The following is a 17,477-nucleotide window of genomic DNA, read 5'->3' as shown; positions in this document are numbered from 1 at the left end:
TTCTGTTCTTGCCAGGCCTGAACGCCCGGCCTTGCGCTTACTTGCGCTGCGGCGGCAGGTCCGTGCAGGAGCCGTGCGCCACCTCGGCCGCCATGCCCAGGCTTTCGCCCAGCGTGGGGTGGGGGTGGATGGTCTTGCCGATGTCCACAGCGTCGGCACCCATTTCGATGGCCAGCGCAATCTCGCCGATCATGTCGCCCGCATGCGTGCCGACGATGCCGCCACCCAGGATGCGGCCATGGCCGTGCGCCTCGGGGCTGTCATCGAACAGCAGCTTGGTGACGCCTTCGTCGCGGCCATTGGCAATAGCGCGGCCCGAAGCCGTCCAGGGAAACACACCCTTTTTGACCTTGATGCCCTGTGCCTTGGCCTGGTCCTCGGTCAGACCCACCCACGCCACTTCCGGGTCGGTGTAGGCCACGCTGGGGATCACGCGGGCATTGAAGGCGCTGGCAGCCAGCTCCTTGTTGCCCTGCAGTTCACCGGCGATGACTTCGGCGGCCACATGGGCCTCGTGCACGGCCTTGTGCGCCAGCATGGGCTGGCCCACCACGTCGCCAATGGCGAAGATGTGGGGCACATTGGTGCGCATCTGGATATCGACTTCGATGAAGCCGCGGTCCGTGACGGCCACGCCGGCCTTCTCGGCAGCGATCTTCTTGCCGTTGGGCGTGCGGCCCACGGCCTGCAGCACCAGGTCGTAGACCTGGGGCTCGGGCACGGTGATGCCGTCCTTGGCAGGCGCGAAGCTGACCTTGATGCCTTCGGGCGTGGCTTCGGCACCCACGGTCTTGGTGTTGACCATGATGTTGTCGAAGCGCGGCGCGTTCATCTTCTGCCAGACCTTGACCAGGTCTCGGTCGGCGCCCTGCATGAGGCCGTCCATCATCTCCACCACGTCCAGGCGTGCGCCCAGCGTGGAGTAGACGGTGCCCATTTCCAGGCCGATGATGCCGCCGCCCAGGATCAGCATGCGCTTGGGCACGCTGGCCAGGTCCAGCGCGCCGGTGGAGTCCACCACGCGCGGGTCCTTGGGCATGAAGGGCAGGTGCACGGCCTGGCTGCCGGCGGCAATGATGGCGCGCTTGAACTGCACGATCTTCTTGCTGCCGGTCTTTTCCTGGCCATCGCCCGTGGTCTCTTCCACTTCCAGGTGGTTGGCGCCGACGAAATTGCCGTAGCCGCGCACCACGGTGACCTTGCGCATCTTGGCCATCTGGCCCAGGCCGCCGGTCAGCTTGCCGATGACCTTGTCCTTGTGTCCGCGCAGCTGGTCGATGTTGACCTCGGGCGCGCCGAACTTGACGCCGGCCACCTCCAGGTGCTTGACCTCGTCCACCACGGCGGCCACGTGCAGCAGCGCCTTGGACGGGATGCAGCCCACGTTCAGGCAGACGCCGCCCAGGCTCTTGTAGCGCTCGACGATGACCACATTCAGGCCCAGATCGGCCGCACGGAAGGCTGCCGAGTAGCCGCCAGGACCGCCGCCGAGCACGACCACGTCGCAGTCGTAATCGGCCGCGCCACCGGCATAGCTGGCTGCGGTCGGAGCGGGAGCCGATGCTGCGGGCGCTGCAGCGGCAGGCGCTGGAGCCGCCGCTGCAGGGGCCGGTGCTGCCGCCTGGGGTGCGGCGGCCGCCTCGCCAGCGGCCTCCAGCGTCAGGATCAGGCCGCCTTCGGCGATCTTGTCGCCAATCTTGACCTTGAGTTCCTTGACCACGCCGGCATGGCTGGAGGGGATCTCCATGGAGGCCTTGTCGGACTCCACGGTGATCAGGGACTGGTCCTTGGCGACGGTGTCACCGGGCTGGACCAGCAGTTCGATCACGCCCACTTCGGCGAAGTCGCCGATGTCGGGCACCTTGATGTCGATGATTGCCATGTGTCGGGCCTCCGTTTACAGCAGGATGCGGCGGTAGTCCGCAAGCACTTGGCCCAGGAAGGCATTGAAGCGCGCGGCCGAGGCACCGTCGATGACACGGTGGTCATAAGACAGCGACAGCGGCAGCGTCAGGCGCGGCACGAATTGCTTGCCATCCCACACCGGCTTCATCTGGCCCTTGGACAGACCGAGGATGGCCACTTCAGGGGCGTTGATGATGGGGGTGAAGTTCGTGCCACCGATGCCGCCCAGCGACGAGATCGAGAAGCAGCCGCCCTGCATGTCGGCAGCGCCGAGCTTGCCGTCGCGGGCCTTCTTGGCCAGCTCGCCCATTTCCTGGCTGATCTGCAGGATGCCCTTCTTGTCGGCATCGCGCAGCACGGGCACCACCAGGCCGTTGGGCGTGTCGGCCGCGAAGCCGACGTGGAAGTACTGCTTGTAGACCAGGGTGTCGCCGTCCAGCGAGGCATTGAACTCGGGGAACTTCTTGAGGGCCGCAACCACCGCCTTGATCACGAAGGCCAGCATGGTCACCTTGACGCCGCTCTTCTCGTTCTCCTTGTTGGTGGAGACACGGAAGGCTTCCAGGTCGGTGATGTCGGCCTCGTCATTGTTGGTGACGTGCGGGATCATGACCCAGTTGCGCGACAGGTTGGCGCCGCTGATCTTCTTGATGCGCGACAGGTCCTTGCGCTCGACCGGACCGAACTTGGCGAAGTCGACCTTGGGCCAGGGCAGCAGGTCCAGACCTGCGCCGCCGCCGGAGCCACCCTTGGGAGCGGTCGCGGCCTGGGCCTTGGTCTGCACGGCACCCGCCATGACGGACTTGGTGAAAGCCTGGATGTCGTCGGCCGTGATGCGGCCCTTGTTGCCCGAGCCCTTGACCTCGTCCAGCGGCACACCCAGCTCGCGGGCGAACTTGCGTACCGAGGGCGATGCATGGGGCAGCTTGCCCGTGGGCGCCACGGTGGGGTTGTGCGCAGGTGCAGCGGCGGGAGCCGATGCTGCAGCGGCAGACACAGGAGCTGCAGCGGCCGGGGCAGCAGCGGCCGGTGCAGGGGCTGCAGCAGCAGGTGCCGGGGCCGCAGCCTGGGCTGCAGGCGCGGCAGCGCCCTGCACGCTCATCTGGCCGACCACGTCGCCCACGTTGACCGTGTCACCGATCTTGAGCGTCAGCGCCGTGATGGTGCCGGCCGCTGGCGACGGGATTTCCATCGAGGCCTTGTCGGATTCGACGGTGAACAGCGATTGCTCGGCCGTCACGGTGTCACCGACCTTGACCAGCATCTCGATCACGGCCACGTCCTTGAAGTCGCCAATGTCGGGAATCTTGATGTCGATCTGCGTGGCGGCGCCCGAGGCCGCAGGCGCGGCAGCGGGAGCAGCGGCCGGTGCAGGCGCAGCCACCGGGGCCGGGGCTGCAGCGGCGGGGGCCGGTGCGGCGGCTGCAGGTGCCTGGGCAGCGGCTTCCGCCGACTCGACCACGGCAATGATGCTGCCCTGCTTGACCTTGTCGCCCATGTTGACGCGCAGCTCCTTGAGCACGCCAGCGTGGCTGGAGGGGATCTCCATGGAGGCCTTGTCGGACTCCACGGTGATCAGCGATTGCTCGGCCTTGATCTGATCGCCGGCCTTGACCAGCACTTCGATCACAGCAACTTCGTCGAAATCACCGATATCGGGGACTTGAATTTCTACCAATGCCATATGTGTCTCCCGTTCTTACTCAAGCGTGCAGCGGGTTGATCTTGTCGGCCTTGATGCCGTACTTGGCGATCGCTTCGGCCACGGTGGTGGCGTTGATCTTGCCTTCTTCGGCCAGCGCGCGCAGTGCGGCAACCACGATGTAGTGGCGATCCACTTCGAAGTGCTCGCGCAGCTTGCGGCGGAAGTCCGAACGGCCGAAGCCGTCGGTGCCCAGCACCTTGTAGGTGCGGCCCTTGGGCATGTAGGGGCGGATCTGCTCGGCGTAGGCCTTCATGTAGTCGGTGGATGCGATCACCGGGCCATTGTGCGACTGCAGCTGCTGCGTGACGAAGGGCACCTTCTGGGTGTCCAGCGGATGCAGCAGGTTCCAGCGGTCGGCGTCCTGGCCGTCGCGGGTGAGCTCGTTGAAGCTCGGGCAGCTCCACACGTCGGCGGCAATGCCCCAGTCGGCCAGCAGCAGTTCCTGGGCGAAGAAGGATTCGCGCAGGATGGTGCCCGAACCCAGCAGTTGCACGCGCAGGCCGCTTTCAGGCACCTTCTGGCCGGGCTTGCACAGGTACATGCCCTTGATGATCTGCTGCTCGGTGCCGGGCGTGAGGCCGGGCATGGCGTAGTTCTCGTTGAGCAGCGTGATGTAGTAGAAGACGTTTTCCTGGTTCTGCACCATGCGACGCAGGCCGTCCTGCATGATCACGGCGACTTCGTGGGCGAAGGTCGGGTCGTAGCTCACGCAGTTGGGAATGGTGTTGGCCAGGATGTGGCTGTGGCCGTCTTCGTGCTGCAGGCCTTCGCCGTTCAGCGTGGTGCGGCCCGAAGTGCCGCCCAGCAGGAAGCCGCGCGCCTGCATGTCGCCGGCCGCCCAGGCCAGGTCACCGATGCGCTGGAAGCCGAACATCGAGTAGTACACGTAGAACGGGATCATGATCCGGTTGCTCGTGCTGTAGCTCGTGGCTGCCGCGATCCAGCTGCTCATGCCACCGGCTTCGTTGATGCCTTCCTGCAGGATCTGGCCGGCCTTGTCCTCGCGGTAGTACATCACCTGGTCCTTGTCGACCGGGGTGTACTGCTGTCCAGCGGGGTTGTAGATGCCGATCTGACGGAACAGGCCTTCCATGCCGAAGGTACGTGCCTCGTCCACCAGGATGGGCACGACGCGCGGGCCGATTTCCTTGTCGCGCAGCAGCTGCGTGAGGAAGCGCACATAGGCCTGGGTGGTCGAGATCTCACGGCCTTCGGGCGTGGCTTCAAGGATGGCCTTGAAGGTATCCAGCGCCGGTGCCGTGAATTGCTCGCTGGCCTTCACGCGGCGGTGCGGCAGGTAGCCGCCCAGCGCCTTGCGGCGCTCGTGCAGGTAGCGCATTTCCGGGGTGTCGTCGGCCGGCTTGTAGAAAGGCAGGTCGGCGATCTGGCTGTCGGGAATGGGAATGTTGAAACGGTCGCGGAAGGCCTTGATGTCCTCGTCGCCCAGCTTCTTGGTCTGGTGAACGGTGTTCTTGCCTTCACCGATCTTGCCCATGCCGAAGCCCTTGACGGTCTTGACCAGCAGCACGGTGGGCTGGCCCTTGTGCGAATTGGCAGCGTGGAAGGCAGCGTAGACCTTCTGCGAATCGTGGCCGCCACGGCGCAGGTTCCAGATCTCGTCGTCGCTCATGTGCTCGACCATCTTCAGCGCGCGCGGATCGCGGCCGAAGAAGTTCTTGCGCACGTAGGCGCCGTCATTGGCCTTGAACGACTGGTAGTCGCCGTCGTTGCACTCGGCCATGATCTTCTTGAGCACGCCGTCCTTGTCCTTGGCCAGCAGCTCGTCCCAGCCCTTGCCCCACAGCAGCTTGATGACGTTCCAGCCGGAGCCGCGGAACTCGCCCTCGAGTTCCTGGATGATCTTGCCGTTGCCGCGCACCGGGCCGTCCAGGCGCTGCAGGTTGCAGTTGATCACGAAGATCAGGTTGTCCAGCTTTTCGCGCGCGGCCAGCGAGATCGCGCCCAGCGACTCGACCTCGTCCATTTCGCCGTCGCCGCAGAACACCCAGACCTTGCGGCTTTCGGTGTCGGCGATGCCACGGGCATGCAGGTACTTGAGGAAGCGTGCCTGGTAGATGGCCATCAGCGGGCCCAGGCCCATGGACACCGTGGGGAACTGCCAGAACTCGGGCATCAGCTTGGGGTGCGGGTAGCTGGACAGGCCCTTGCCGTCCACTTCCTGGCGGAAGTTCAGCAGCTGCTCTTCGGAGATGCGGCCTTCCAGGTAGGCGCGGGCATAGATGCCGGGAGATACGTGGCCCTGGATATACAGGCAGTCGCCGCCGTGGTTCTCGTTTTCGGCGTGCCAGAAATGGTTGAAGCCGGCCGCGAACATGTTGGCCAGCGAAGCGAAGGAGCCGATGTGGCCGCCCAGGTCACCGCCTTCGGGCGGGTGCAGGCGGTTGGCCTTGACCACCATGGCCATGGCATTCCAGCGCATGTAGGCGCGCAGACGGCCTTCGATTTCCAGGTTGCCGGGACAGCGGGCTTCCTGCGAGGTCTCGATGGTGTTCACATAGCCGGTGTTGGCCGAGAAAGGCATGTCCACGCTGTTCTGGCGTGCGTGTTCGAGCAGGTCCTCGATCAGCTTGTGCGCGTATTCGGCGCCTTCACGGTCGATGACGGCCGACAGGGCGTCCATCCATTCGCGCGATTCTTGTTGGTCCAGGCCGGCGGGAACGCCTGCATTGCCTTGCGGGTCAGTCTGAGCTGTCATGGGAATGTCTCCTTGCAGAAGGTAGCGTCTTGGGGTCGAACCAGTGAGCGGCGCAGCGCGCCAACGCAGGCGGGTAGTTCACCACGCCTTGCGCGGCACAGACCCTGTCTGGCGAACTTGAAAATACCGATTCACTGCCTCAATGCTCGGCGAGTGTCGCATACTTTTTTCGAATTTCAAATGGTGCTTTTTGATTTCATAATTTGAAATTTTGCTGCAAACGCACATACAGTGAAGACCCCAAAGAACGTCGCCGAAGCGCCTCGGCGGCGACTCCAATACTCCTTAAAAACAGTCAGACTCTCCCCTACACTGGGCGCATGCAATCCTCCCCTTCCGAGCACGGCACGCACAGCCCTGCCCCCATGGCAGGCGTGGCCGCGCCAGTGCGCTGGTGGCGCAGCTGGTGGCGCAGTCTTTCTCCCACGCGCCAGGACCGCTTCGCGGCGCTCGCCCCCCTCGCGGCCGTACTGATGTTCATGGCGGCCATCGTCGCCTCCTTCTGGTACCTGCGCATGGAGGAGATAGACCGCGAGAAGGAAGCGCTGCACCGCGACGTGGAATACGCGCAGCAACGCGTGCGCCTGCGCCTGCTGGAGCGCCAGGAGCAACTGATGCGCATGGCGCGCGACATAGGCAACCACGACCTGGGCGAATCCGACTTCGCCAGCCGCGCCGAAGCACTTATCAGCCAGTACCCGGAACTGCAGTCCATCACCTGGATCGATGCACAGCGGCGCATCCTGGCCAGCCAGTCCGCCCCCACCGTGAGCAGCGAGCAGCTGCGCATCCCGCGTGAAGTGCTGCGCGCCGGAGACGCGCTGGAGGCCTACCAGCTCGCGCGCGAGATGCAGCAACCCATCTACGTGCAGGGACTGGCCCACAAGGGGGAAGCCGCGCCGCTGCTGCAACTGCATGTGCCGCTGGCACAGGACGGCCGCTACATCGGCGAGCTGCTGGGCGAGTACTCCATCGACAGCCTGCTGCGCTATGGAACGCCCACCGAAATCATGGCCCGCTACGCCATGACCATGCTCGACAGCCGGGGCCAGGTGCTGGCCGGCACGCCGCTGACACCGCGCAAGCAGACCGCCACCGAACTGCTGCGCTGGCGCACCGTTGCCAACGAGGACGAGGCACCCGTCGCCCCCGTGGGCAACAGCCTGGTGCTGCGTGCCCAGGCCTATCGCACCTCGCTGGGCGTGGTCGGCAGCGGCCTGTTCTGGCTGGTGGGCACGCTCAGTGCGATGACGGCATGGCTGCTGCTGGCCACCTGGCGCCACACGCGCCGCCGCCAGCGCGCCCAGGAGGCCCTGGTCGCAGAGACCAACTTCCGCCGCGCAATGGAAAACTCCGTGCTCACCGGCATGCGCGCGCTGGACCTGCAAGGCCGCATCACCTATGTGAATGCCGCCTTCTGCCAGATGACGGGCTGGAGCGAGTCAGAGCTGGTCGGCCAGATGCCGCCCTACTCCTACTGGCCCGACAACGACTACGACAACCTGCACTCCAAGCTGCGCGAAGAGCTTTCGGGCAAGACCATCGTCGGCGGCTTCCAGGTGCGCGTGCAGCGCAAGAACGGCACGCAGTTCGATGCGCGCCTGTATGTCTCGCCGCTGATCGATGCCCATGGCCAGCACACGGGCTGGATGTCGTCCATGACCGATATCACCGAGCCCAACCGCATCCGCGAGCAACTGTCCGCCTCCTACGAGCGCTTCACCATCGTGCTGGAGGCGCTGGACGCCTCGGTGTCCGTCGCCCCGCTGGGCAGCGCCGAGCTGCTGTTCGCCAACAAGCTGTACCGGCAGTGGTTCGGCTCGCAGACCGATGGCCACCTGCAGCTCGTCGCCCAGGCCGGCGTGCTGCCCGTGCGCTCGCAGCCGCAAGGCATGGACGACGAGGACGGCCTCATGGGCCTGCCCACCGACTCGCTGACCAGCGCACGCAGCGAAAACGCCGAGATCTACCTGCCCGAACTGGGCAAGTGGCTGGAAGTGCGATCGCGCTACCTGAGCTGGGTGGACGGCCGCCTGGCCCAGATGGTGATCGCCACCGACATCACGCCGCGCCGCCTGGCCGAGGAGCAGGCCGATCGCCAGGCCGAGCACGCCCAGTCCGTCAGCCGCCTGATCACCATGGGCGAGATGGCCTCCAGCGTCGCCCATGAGCTCAACCAGCCGCTGACCGCCATCAGCAACTACTGCAGCGGCATGCTCACCCGGCTTGAAAAGGGCACGCTGACCGAAGAGCAGATGAAGTTCGCGCTGGAGAAAACCGCCCACCAGGCGCAGCGCGCGGGACAGATCATTTTGCGCATACGCTCCTTCGTCAAGCGCAGCGAGCCCAACCGCACCCTGGCCCAGGTCACCGACATGGTCAGCGAGGCCGTGGAGCTGGCCGGGATCGAGCTGCGCCGCCGCAATGTGCAGCTGACCTACCACGTGGCCGAGCGCATGCCGGCCATCATGGCCGACACCATCCTCATCGAGCAGGTGCTGGTCAACCTCATGAAGAACGGCGCCGAATCCATCGAGCAGTCGGGCCGCCCCAGCCACCAGCGCAACGTGGAACTGCGCGTGGTGCCACGCACCATCGAGGACCAGCGCGTCATCGAATTCAACGTGCAGGACACCGGCAAGGGCCTGCCGCCCGAGGTGCTGGAACGCCTCTTCGAGGCCTTCTTCACCACCAAGAGCGAAGGCATGGGCATGGGGCTGAATCTGTGCCGCAGCATTGTCGAGTCCCACCAGGGCCGGATGCGTGCCGAGAACCTCTACAATGGTTCCGAGGTTGTCGGCTGCCGGTTTTCATTCTGGCTGCCGCTGGCCCCGCCGGGCGACGCGACAACGCCGGCAGCGACCATTGAACCCACAACAAGGACGATTGCATGAGCTTGATCCCGAAAAAAGGCACTGTGTACGTAGTTGATGACGACGAAGCGGTTCGTGATTCGTTGCAATGGTTGTTGGAGGGCAAGGACTATCGTGTGCGCTGCTTCGACTCGGCCGAGACCTTCCTCTCGCGCTACGACCCACGCGAGATCGCCTGCCTCATTGTCGACATCCGCATGGGCGGCATGACGGGCCTGGAACTGCAGGACCGCCTGATCGAACGCAAGTCCCCCCTTCCCATCGTCTTCATCACCGGCCACGGCGACGTGCCCATGGCGGTGAACACCATGAAGAAGGGCGCACTGGACTTCATCCAGAAGCCATTCAACGAAGAGGAACTGCTGAACCTGGTCGAGCGCATGCTGGACCATGCCCGCGAAGCCTTTGCCGGCCACCAGCAGGCCGCCAGCCGCGACGCGCTGCTGGCCAAGCTGACCAGCCGTGAAGCCCAGGTGCTGGAGCGCATCGTCGCCGGCCGGCTGAACAAGCAGATCGCCGACGATCTTGGCATCAGCATCAAGACGGTGGAGGCGCACCGCGCCAACATCATGGAAAAGCTCAACGCCAACACCGTGGCCGATCTGCTCAAGATCGCCCTGGGCCAGGGCCAGACCGCTGCAGCGGCCAAGGCAGCCGTCGCCGGATAAGCCAAGACACCACCGCTTTTTTTCAAAGAGCTGCTAGCGCTTGATCAACAAGCTCTAGCAGCATTTTTATTGGTATTCACTGCAATGACAGCCCAACTCATCGACGGCAACGCCCTCTCCCGCCAACTGCGTGCCGAAGTCGCCCAGCGCGCCACCGCCCTGAAGGCCCGCGGCACCACGCCCGGCCTGGCCGTGGTCCTGGTCGGCGACAACCCTGCCTCCCAGGTCTATGTGCGCAACAAGGTCAAGGCCTGCGAGGACGCGGGCTTTCATTCGGTGCTGGAGAAGTACGATGCCTCGATGACCGAGGCCGAACTGCTAGCCCGCGTCGAGGCGCTGAACAACGACCCCAGCATCCACGGCATCCTGGTCCAGCTGCCACTGCCCGCACACATCGACGACCACAAGGTCATCGAGACCATTTCGCCGCTCAAGGACGTGGATGGCTTTCATGTGGCCAGCGCCGGCGCGCTGATGGTGGGCGAGGTCGGCTTCAAGGCCTGCACCCCCTACGGCTGCATGAAGATGCTCGAATCCATCGGCATGAAGGACCTGCGCGGCAAGCATGCCGTGGTCATCGGCCGCTCCAACATCGTCGGCAAGCCCATGGCCATGATGCTGCTGGCCGCCAATGCCACCGTCACCATCTGCCACAGCGGCACGGCCGATCTCGCCGCCATGACGCGCCAGGCCGACATCGTGGTCGCCGCCGTCGGCAAGCGCAATGTGCTGACTGCAGACATGTGCAAGCCTGGCGCCGTGGTCATCGACGTGGGCATGAATCGCAACGACGAAGGCAAGCTCTGCGGCGACGTGGACTTTGACGGCGTCAAGGAAGTGGCCGGCTTCATCACGCCCGTACCCGGCGGTGTCGGCCCCATGACGATTACCATGCTGCTGGTCAACACCATGGAGGCGGCCGAGCGCGCCGCCGGCTGACCAGGAGCTGACAAGCATCGGGCGGCTCCCTGGGGAGCCGCTTGATTTCAATGCACCCGACGGCATCTGACACGCATGAGCAATCCCCTCCTCGAATCCTCCGACCTGCCCCTGTTCGATCGCATACGCCCTGCCGATGTCGGCCCGGCCATCGATATCCTGCTGACCGGGGCCGCAGAGGCCCTGGAGACCGTCACGGCACCCGACTTTCCGGCGCGCTGGGATTCGATCTCGGCCGTGCTCGATGTCGCCACCGAGAAGCTGGGAACGGCCTGGGGCGCCGTCAGCCACCTCAACAGCGTGGCCGATACGCCCGAGCTGCGCGCCGCCTACAACGAGTCCCTGCCCAAGGTCACCGAATTCTGGACGCGCCTGGGTGCCGACGAGCGCCTGTACGCCAAGTACAAGGCCATTGACCCCGCCACGCTCAATGTCGAGCAGCGTGCGGCCTGGGACCATGCCATGCGCAACTTCGTGCTCTCCGGCGCCGAGCTGCGGGGCGAGGACAAGCTGCGCTTTGCCAAGATCCAGGAACGCTCGGCCGAACTGACGCAGAAGTTCAGCGAGAACGCGCTCGACGCCACCGATGCATTCGCCTACTACGCCACGGCCGAGGAGCTGGACGGAGTGCCGCAGGATGTGCGCCAGGCAGCCCGCTCCGCCGCCGAGGCCGAAGGCAAGCAAGGCTTCAAGCTCACGCTGAAGATGCCCTGCTATCTGCCCGTGATGCAGTTCGCGGCCAGCAGTGCGCTGCGCGAGAAGCTCTACCACGCCTATGTGACACGCGCCTCCGACCAGGCCGAGGGCGATGCCATCCGCTTCGACAACACGGCCAACATCTCGGAGATCCTGGCCCTGCGCAAGGAAGAGGCGCAGTTGCTGGGTTACCGCAATTTCGGCGAGATTTCACTGGTTCCCAAGATGGCGCATTCGCCACAGCAGGTGATCGACTTTCTGCGCGATCTCGCGCACCGGGCCCGACCCTATGCCGAGAAGGATGTCGCCGACCTGCGCGCCTTCGCACGCGATGAGCTGGGCCTGGCCGATCCCCAGCCCTGGGACTGGGCCTATGTCTCCGAAAAGCTCAAGGAGGCACGCTATGCCTTCAGCGAGCAGGAGGTCAAGCAGTACTTCCCTGCGCCCAAGGTGCTGGCCGGCCTGTTCAAGATCGTCGAGACGCTGTTCGACGTGGCCATCCGCCGCGACGCGGCGCCGGTCTGGAATCCCGCCGTCGAGTTCTACCGCATCGAGCGCAGCACGCCGCAAGGCCCCGAGCTGGTCGGCCAGTTCTACCTGGACCAGCCGGCGCGATCGGGCAAGCGTGGCGGCGCCTGGATGGACGATGTGCGTACCCGCTGGCTGCGCCCTGACAACCACAGGCTGCAGACGCCGGTCGCTCACCTGGTCTGCAACTTTGCCACCGGCGTCGATGGAAAGCCGGCCCTGCTCACGCACGATGACGTGATCACGCTGTTCCATGAAACCGGCCACGGCCTGCACCACATGCTGACCCAGGTCAACGAGCGCGACGTCTCAGGCATCGCGGGCGTGGAATGGGATGCCGTGGAGCTGCCAAGCCAGTTCATGGAGAACTTCTGCTGGGAATGGGAAGTGCTCAAGCACATGACCGCCCACGTGGACAGCGGCGAGCCGCTGCCGCGCGCCCTGTACGACAAGATGATCGCGGCCAAGAACTTCCAGTCGGGCATGCAGACGCTGCGCCAGATCGAGTTCTCGCTGTTCGACATGCTGCTGCATACCGAGCACGATCCGAAGGCAGACATCATGCCGCTGCTGGCCCGCGTGCGCGCCGAGGTGGCCGTGCTGCCGTCACCCCCTTACAGCCGCTCGGCCCACACCTTCAGCCACATCTTTGCAGGCGGCTATGCAGCCGGCTACTACAGCTACAAGTGGGCCGAAGTCCTCTCGGCAGATGCCTATGCGGCCTTCGAGGAAACCATGCTGGCAGACGGAACCCCCAACCCCGAGACAGGCCGCCGCTACCGTGAGGCGATTCTGGAGGCCGGGGGGGCACGCCCGGCCATGGAGTCGTTCAAGGCCTTCCGTGGCCGCGAACCCCAGCTGGATGCGCTGTTGCGCCACCAAGGCATGGCCCAGGCCTGAGAGCCCGGTCCCAGGTCTGCAGCGCCCCGACGGGGCGCTTTTTCCTGGCCCGGCCACCCCATCGGATTCGCGCAGCCACATCCTGTGGCTCCAGAAGATGGCCCAGGATGAATGGCACGCTATGCTTGCAGGCACTCCTGTGCGGGCATCCATCCGGTGAGTGGTGGCCCCCGGCACGAAACCCTTCTTCCGAAACCGAGATCGTCCATGCAGTCTTCTCCCAGCCTTGGCCGCGGCGCCCTGCGCCACCTGATGCCATGCCTCGCCCTCGCCTGCCTTACCGCCGCACTGCCGGCCGGTGCGCAGCAGGTGTACCGCATCGTCGGCCCCGATGGAAAAGTCACTTTCTCGGACCGCCCGGCCCAAAGCGCCCAGCAGCAGGCAGCGCCTGCCGCCCCGTCAGTCGCGGGCACCGCTGACAGCAATGCCAACCTGCCCTATGCGCTGCGCCAGATCGCCGGCCGCTTTCCGGTGACGCTGTACACCTCGTCCGACTGCGCGCCCTGCGACAGCGCGCGCCAGTTGCTGCAATCCAGAGGCATTCCCTATGCCGAACGCCTGGTGCAGACCGAGGCGGACGCCGCTGCCCTGCAAAAGCTCAGCGGCCAGAACAGCCTGCCGTTCGCCACCGTTGGCAAGCAGTTCCTGAGCGGCTTCTCATCCAGCGAATGGACTCAGTACCTGGATGCCGCAGGCTATCCTGCGACCTCGCAACTGCCGGCCCAGTACAAGCGGCCATCGGCACAGCCATTGACCACGCCTGCGCCCGCTGCATCGGCGGCGGCATCGGCGCCCGCAGTAGCACCCGCCGCTGCCGAGGCGCCGGGCAGCCGGCGCACCCCCATGCCCGCCCCAGCGCCTGGTGCACGCACCAACGACAACCCCGCAGGCCTGAGCTTCTAGGCAAGCACCTGCCGCAATCAGGAGCCCGCCAGTGGATTCCATGCTGTCCGATGTGGTCTGGACCATGGCAAGGCTTGCCACGCTTGTCGGCCTGCCCGCGCTCATCGCGTGGACCCTGGTTGCCAGGCCTTCATGGCGCGAGCCTTTCAGGCTGGCCAGCCTGGTGCTGGTGCCTTGCCTGATCACGCTGTGGTTCATGCATGACGGAGGCCTGGGCAATGGCCTCAACCGTCTGGCCTACTACATGGCGACGGCTGCGTTCCTTGCCGCCTACACGGGGCTGGCGGCCATCGCCCTGCTCATGCAGCGCCACAAAAAACAGCGCGCGCAAGCCTCGTTGCGCGCGCTGTGCCTGGGTGCATTGGCCCTGCTCGCGTGGATCGCAGGCGCCGTGGCGTTCGAGAGCCTCGGCTAGCCGAGGCCGGAGGGCCTTCGCTCAATAGTTGAGCGTCTGCACGCCCTCGGGCGTGCCCAGCAGGCAGACCGATGCCTTCTGGTGCGCAAACACTCCCACGGTCACCACGCCGGGCCACTGGTTGACCTCGGACTCGAAGGCCAGGGGCTCGGCGATCTTCAGGCCACGTACATCAAGAATGTGCTGGCCGTTGTCCGTCACCAGGGGCGCGCCGTCCTTCATGCGGATCTCGGCACGGCCACCCATGGCCTTGAAGCGGTTCGCAATCTGTGCAGCCGCCATGGGAATCACCTCCACAGGCAGCGGAAAGTCTCCGAGTACCTCGACGCGCTTGGAGGCATCGGCAATGCAGACAAAGCGCTCGGCCAGCGCAGCGACGATCTTCTCGCGCGTCAGCGCGGCGCCGCCGCCCTTGACCATGTAGCCGCGGCCGTCGATCTCGTCGGCTCCGTCGATGTAGACCGACAGGCTGGCGACTTCGTTGGCATCCAGCACCTTGATGCCCAGCGCCTTCAGGCGCTCGGTGCTGGCCACGGAACTGGACACGGCGCCCGGGATCTGGTCCTTGATGGTGGCCAGTGCATCGATGAACTTGTTGACCGTGGAACCGGTGCCAACGCCGACGATTTCGCCGGGCACCACATAGGCCAGAGCGGCTTGCCCGACCAGGGCTTTGAGTTCATCTTGGGAAAAAGAGGCAGCAGATGTCGTCATGAGGGAAAATCCAGGTAATCCTTTGATTATCCCCATGTCTCTGATCCCCTACGCCCTGACCCGTCCCTTTCTCTTCGGCATGGACCCCGAATCCGCCCACGATCTCACGATGAACCTGATGGCAAAGGGGCAGAACACGCTCCTGCAGCAGGCGTGGGCACAGCCCATGGTGAGTGACCCTGTCGAACTGGCCGGCCTCAAGTTCCCCAACCGCGTGGGCATGGCAGCGGGTCTGGACAAGAATGCACGCTGCATCGACGCGCTGGCCGCCATGGGCTTCGGCTTCGTCGAGGTGGGCACCGTGACACCCCGCCCGCAGCCGGGCAACCCCAAGCCGCGCATGTTCCGCATTCCCGAACGCAATGCGCTGATCAACCGCCTGGGCTTCAACAACGAAGGCCTGGATGCCTTTCTGAGCAACGTCAAGCGCTCGCAGGCCCGCGCCCAGGGCAAACCCATGCTGCTGGGGCTGAACATCGGCAAGAACGCCACCACTCCCATCGAAGACGCCACCAGCGACTATCTCAAGGCGCTGGACGGCGTGTACCCGCATGCCGACTACGTGACGGTGAACATCAGCTCGCCCAACACCAAGAACCTGCGCGCCCTGCAAAGCGACGAAGCGCTGGACGCCCTGCTGGGTGCGATTGCCGAGCGCCGCGAGCAGCTGGCCACGCAGCATGGCAAGCGGGTGCCGGTATTCGTGAAGATCGCACCCGACCTGGATGAAGAGCAGGTCGGCGTCATCGCCGCCACGCTGCAGCGCCATGGCATGGATGGCGTGATCGCCACCAACACCACGATCAGCCGGGAAGCCGTCAAGGGCCTGCCCCACGCGCAGGAAACGGGCGGCCTGTCCGGTGCGCCGGTGCTCGAGGCCAGCAACCAGGTCATCCGCCAGCTGCGTTCCGCCCTGGGCAGCCGCTACCCCATCATCGGCGTGGGCGGCATTCTCAGCGGCGAAGATGCCGTCAGCAAAATCCGCGCAGGCGCCGACGTGGTCCAGATCTACAGCGGCCTGATCTACCGAGGCCCTGCCCTGGTGCCCGAGACCGCACGCGCCATAGCCCAGCTGCGTTGAGGCCCGTGCCAGACAGGTGGCTGCCTGGCGTTTCGAGCCAAGGCGGCTGAGTCAAGACACCATACAGCCAGTGCTGGCGCACTGATCGCTGAACGCGAAAACGCCCGGCATGCCGGGCGTTTTCTTTGAAAGAGAAGCAGGCTTCTCCGCCCTCAACCCCTGCGCTGCTGCCAGCGCAGGATCAGGGGCATGACGGTGGTGCCGAATCGCAGCAGCTTGCGCGGGCCCACCATCAGTGCGGCACCGGCCGCCACGGCCACGGCCACGGGATGCAGGCGCGCAAAGGTGATGGCACGCTCCACCAGCGGTGCATCGGGCTGCACCTGGGTGGCAGAGCGGCTCAATGCCCGGGCCTGGGCCACGGCCGCAGAGCGCGCCTTGAGGCGCTCGCGCTGCTGGGCAATGCGTTGCATCACCTGCTGCTGCTCAACGGTGGATGTGACCCAGAGCTCCGCATTGAGCCCCGTGGGCGCGGGCGGCGTGACAGCGTTGCGGGACGGGAAAGCGTTGGAAGCATCGACCATGGCTACAGCCTCTTCTTCAGCGCCTGCCAGTCCTGGCTCAGCTCGTTGCGGGTAAGGATGAAGGGGCGGGCCAGGCGGCGCACGGCAGCAAGCAATTGCCACAGGGCGATGGCCCAGATCGCCAGCCAGCCACCGCCCACCAGCCAGCCCACCAGCACGCGGTGCTCGGTGTCCCAGAACTGCACGAGCAAGGCCACCGACAGCGTTAGCATGACCACGACGCTGAGTCCAGCAAGCGCAATCAGCAGCACGACCATCGTCTGCATGCTGCGCTTGTGCTCCGCCCATTCAAGCCGCGCGAGGTCCGTGCGGTCTTCTGCGGCAATGGCCAGCTCGATCACGGAAGCGCGCCAGCGCGCAACCCAGGCATCCAAACCCAGAAGGGAAATCCAATTCACAGGCATCCTTTTCTGGTCAGGCATGCCGTTGATCAGCGACGACCCAGCAGGAAGCCCAGCAAGGCGCCCATGGCAAGGGCCGCGCCTGCGACGCGCCACGGCTCATCGTGGGCATAGCGATCGGCAGCGTAGGCGGCATCCTTGGCCTGGCGGGCCGCTTCCTGCGCCGCACGCACCGCGGACTCACGCACATTGGACATGCCATCATCGATACGCTGGCGCAGCATATGGATTTCCGGCACGGCATCCAGCTCCTTGGCAGACAGCAGACCACGCAGGTCGCCGACCAGTTTTTCAAGATCGGCTTGTGCGGTGGAGACGGTGTCAGTGATCGATTTCGTCATGATGAGCCTTTCTATTGAGGTGAAAACAAATACAGCGGGGAGCAGGCAATCATGTCGCCCGATACCTGTCACGCAACATGGGCTAGGCCCTTGTTACATGCAAGCATCTTATCCAATTGTTCCCGGGCTTCCGGGAAGCGAGGGGGCCTGAGCCTTGTCAGACAAGGC

Annotated in this window: 14 protein-coding genes; 7 read left to right on the top strand and 7 right to left on the bottom strand. The window is 65.2% G+C overall.

Annotation, left to right across the window (positions count from 1 at the left end; translation table 11 throughout):
- Positions 1 to 37: 37 nt before the first annotated feature.
- Genes lpdA through aceE form a run of 3 tightly spaced genes read right to left on the bottom strand, consistent with a single transcriptional unit; the run spans position 38 to position 6,326 of the window.
- A complete protein-coding gene (lpdA, locus tag JHD82_RS06305) occupies positions 38 to 1,882 on the bottom strand; it encodes a dihydrolipoyl dehydrogenase (RefSeq protein WP_099733502.1) in 1,845 nt (614 codons plus the stop codon).
- A gap of 15 nt (positions 1,883 to 1,897) precedes the next feature.
- Entirely contained in the window at positions 1,898 to 3,589 is a 1,692-nt protein-coding gene (gene aceF, locus JHD82_RS06300) for a dihydrolipoyllysine-residue acetyltransferase (RefSeq protein WP_199135744.1), read from the bottom strand.
- 19 nt (positions 3,590 to 3,608) lie between these two features.
- Positions 3,609 to 6,326, bottom strand: coding sequence for a pyruvate dehydrogenase (acetyl-transferring), homodimeric type (gene aceE / locus JHD82_RS06295; protein WP_013802222.1), 2,718 nt, complete (start codon positions 6,324 to 6,326; stop codon positions 3,609 to 3,611).
- Between the two features lie 320 nt (positions 6,327 to 6,646).
- On the opposite strand from aceE, the gene JHD82_RS06290 reads away from it, so the two are divergent.
- The 6 genes from JHD82_RS06290 (at position 6,647) to JHD82_RS06265 (ending at position 14,248) form a co-directional block, all read left to right on the top strand.
- Positions 6,647 to 9,220 (top strand): PAS domain-containing sensor histidine kinase, encoded by a 2,574-nt coding sequence (locus tag JHD82_RS06290; protein ID WP_012205806.1) that lies wholly within the window; start codon positions 6,647 to 6,649, stop codon positions 9,218 to 9,220.
- Entirely contained in the window at positions 9,217 to 9,867 is a 651-nt protein-coding gene (locus JHD82_RS06285; RefSeq protein ID WP_012205807.1) for a response regulator transcription factor, read from the top strand. Before JHD82_RS06290 ends, JHD82_RS06285 begins: the two co-directional genes overlap by 4 nt.
- Before the next feature lie 84 nt (positions 9,868 to 9,951).
- Positions 9,952 to 10,806 (top strand): bifunctional methylenetetrahydrofolate dehydrogenase/methenyltetrahydrofolate cyclohydrolase FolD, encoded by an 855-nt coding sequence (folD, locus tag JHD82_RS06280; RefSeq protein ID WP_012205808.1) that lies wholly within the window; start codon positions 9,952 to 9,954, stop codon positions 10,804 to 10,806.
- 75 nt (positions 10,807 to 10,881) lie between these two features.
- Positions 10,882 to 12,930, top strand: a complete 2,049-nt coding sequence (locus JHD82_RS06275) for a M3 family metallopeptidase (protein WP_199135743.1) — start codon at positions 10,882 to 10,884, stop codon at positions 12,928 to 12,930.
- 207 nt (positions 12,931 to 13,137) lie between these two features.
- Positions 13,138 to 13,833, top strand: coding sequence for a glutaredoxin family protein (locus JHD82_RS06270; RefSeq protein WP_199135742.1), 696 nt, complete (start codon positions 13,138 to 13,140; stop codon positions 13,831 to 13,833).
- A 40-nt stretch (positions 13,834 to 13,873) separates the two neighbouring features.
- Entirely contained in the window at positions 13,874 to 14,248 is a 375-nt protein-coding gene (locus JHD82_RS06265; RefSeq protein WP_233174644.1) for a hypothetical protein, read from the top strand.
- 21 nt (positions 14,249 to 14,269) lie between these two features.
- Here the strand turns inward: JHD82_RS06265 and rpiA are convergent, their stop codons facing one another.
- Entirely contained in the window at positions 14,270 to 14,962 is a 693-nt protein-coding gene (gene rpiA / locus JHD82_RS06260; RefSeq protein ID WP_034394207.1) for a ribose-5-phosphate isomerase RpiA, read from the bottom strand.
- A gap of 34 nt (positions 14,963 to 14,996) precedes the next feature.
- Between rpiA and JHD82_RS06255 the strand changes: the two genes are divergently transcribed.
- Positions 14,997 to 16,043 (top strand): quinone-dependent dihydroorotate dehydrogenase, encoded by a 1,047-nt coding sequence (locus JHD82_RS06255; RefSeq protein ID WP_013802216.1) that lies wholly within the window; start codon positions 14,997 to 14,999, stop codon positions 16,041 to 16,043.
- A gap of 152 nt (positions 16,044 to 16,195) precedes the next feature.
- Here JHD82_RS06255 and JHD82_RS06250 read toward each other — a convergent pair whose 3' ends face one another.
- The 3 genes from JHD82_RS06250 to JHD82_RS06240 are packed head-to-tail and all read right to left on the bottom strand — an operon-like array spanning position 16,196 to position 17,309.
- Complete coding sequence (locus JHD82_RS06250; RefSeq protein WP_199135740.1) at positions 16,196 to 16,567, bottom strand: hypothetical protein; 372 nt, start codon at positions 16,565 to 16,567, stop codon at positions 16,196 to 16,198.
- A gap of 2 nt (positions 16,568 to 16,569) precedes the next feature.
- Positions 16,570 to 16,989: a phage holin family protein gene (locus JHD82_RS06245; RefSeq protein ID WP_199135739.1), complete on the bottom strand. Its 420-nt coding sequence runs from the start codon at positions 16,987 to 16,989 to the stop codon at positions 16,570 to 16,572.
- Positions 16,990 to 16,997: 8 nt separating this feature from the next.
- Positions 16,998 to 17,309: a DUF883 domain-containing protein gene (locus tag JHD82_RS06240; protein ID WP_012205816.1), complete on the bottom strand. Its 312-nt coding sequence runs from the start codon at positions 17,307 to 17,309 to the stop codon at positions 16,998 to 17,000.
- Positions 17,310 to 17,477: the final 168 nt, after the last annotated feature.

The organism is Delftia sp. ASV31 (assembly GCF_016428765.1).
In the GTDB taxonomy this organism is placed as follows: Bacteria; Pseudomonadota; Gammaproteobacteria; order Burkholderiales; family Burkholderiaceae_C; genus Comamonas; species Comamonas acidovorans.
The sequence above is the reverse complement of the archived record's forward strand: the minus strand, read 5'-3'. Positions and strand labels throughout refer to the sequence as shown.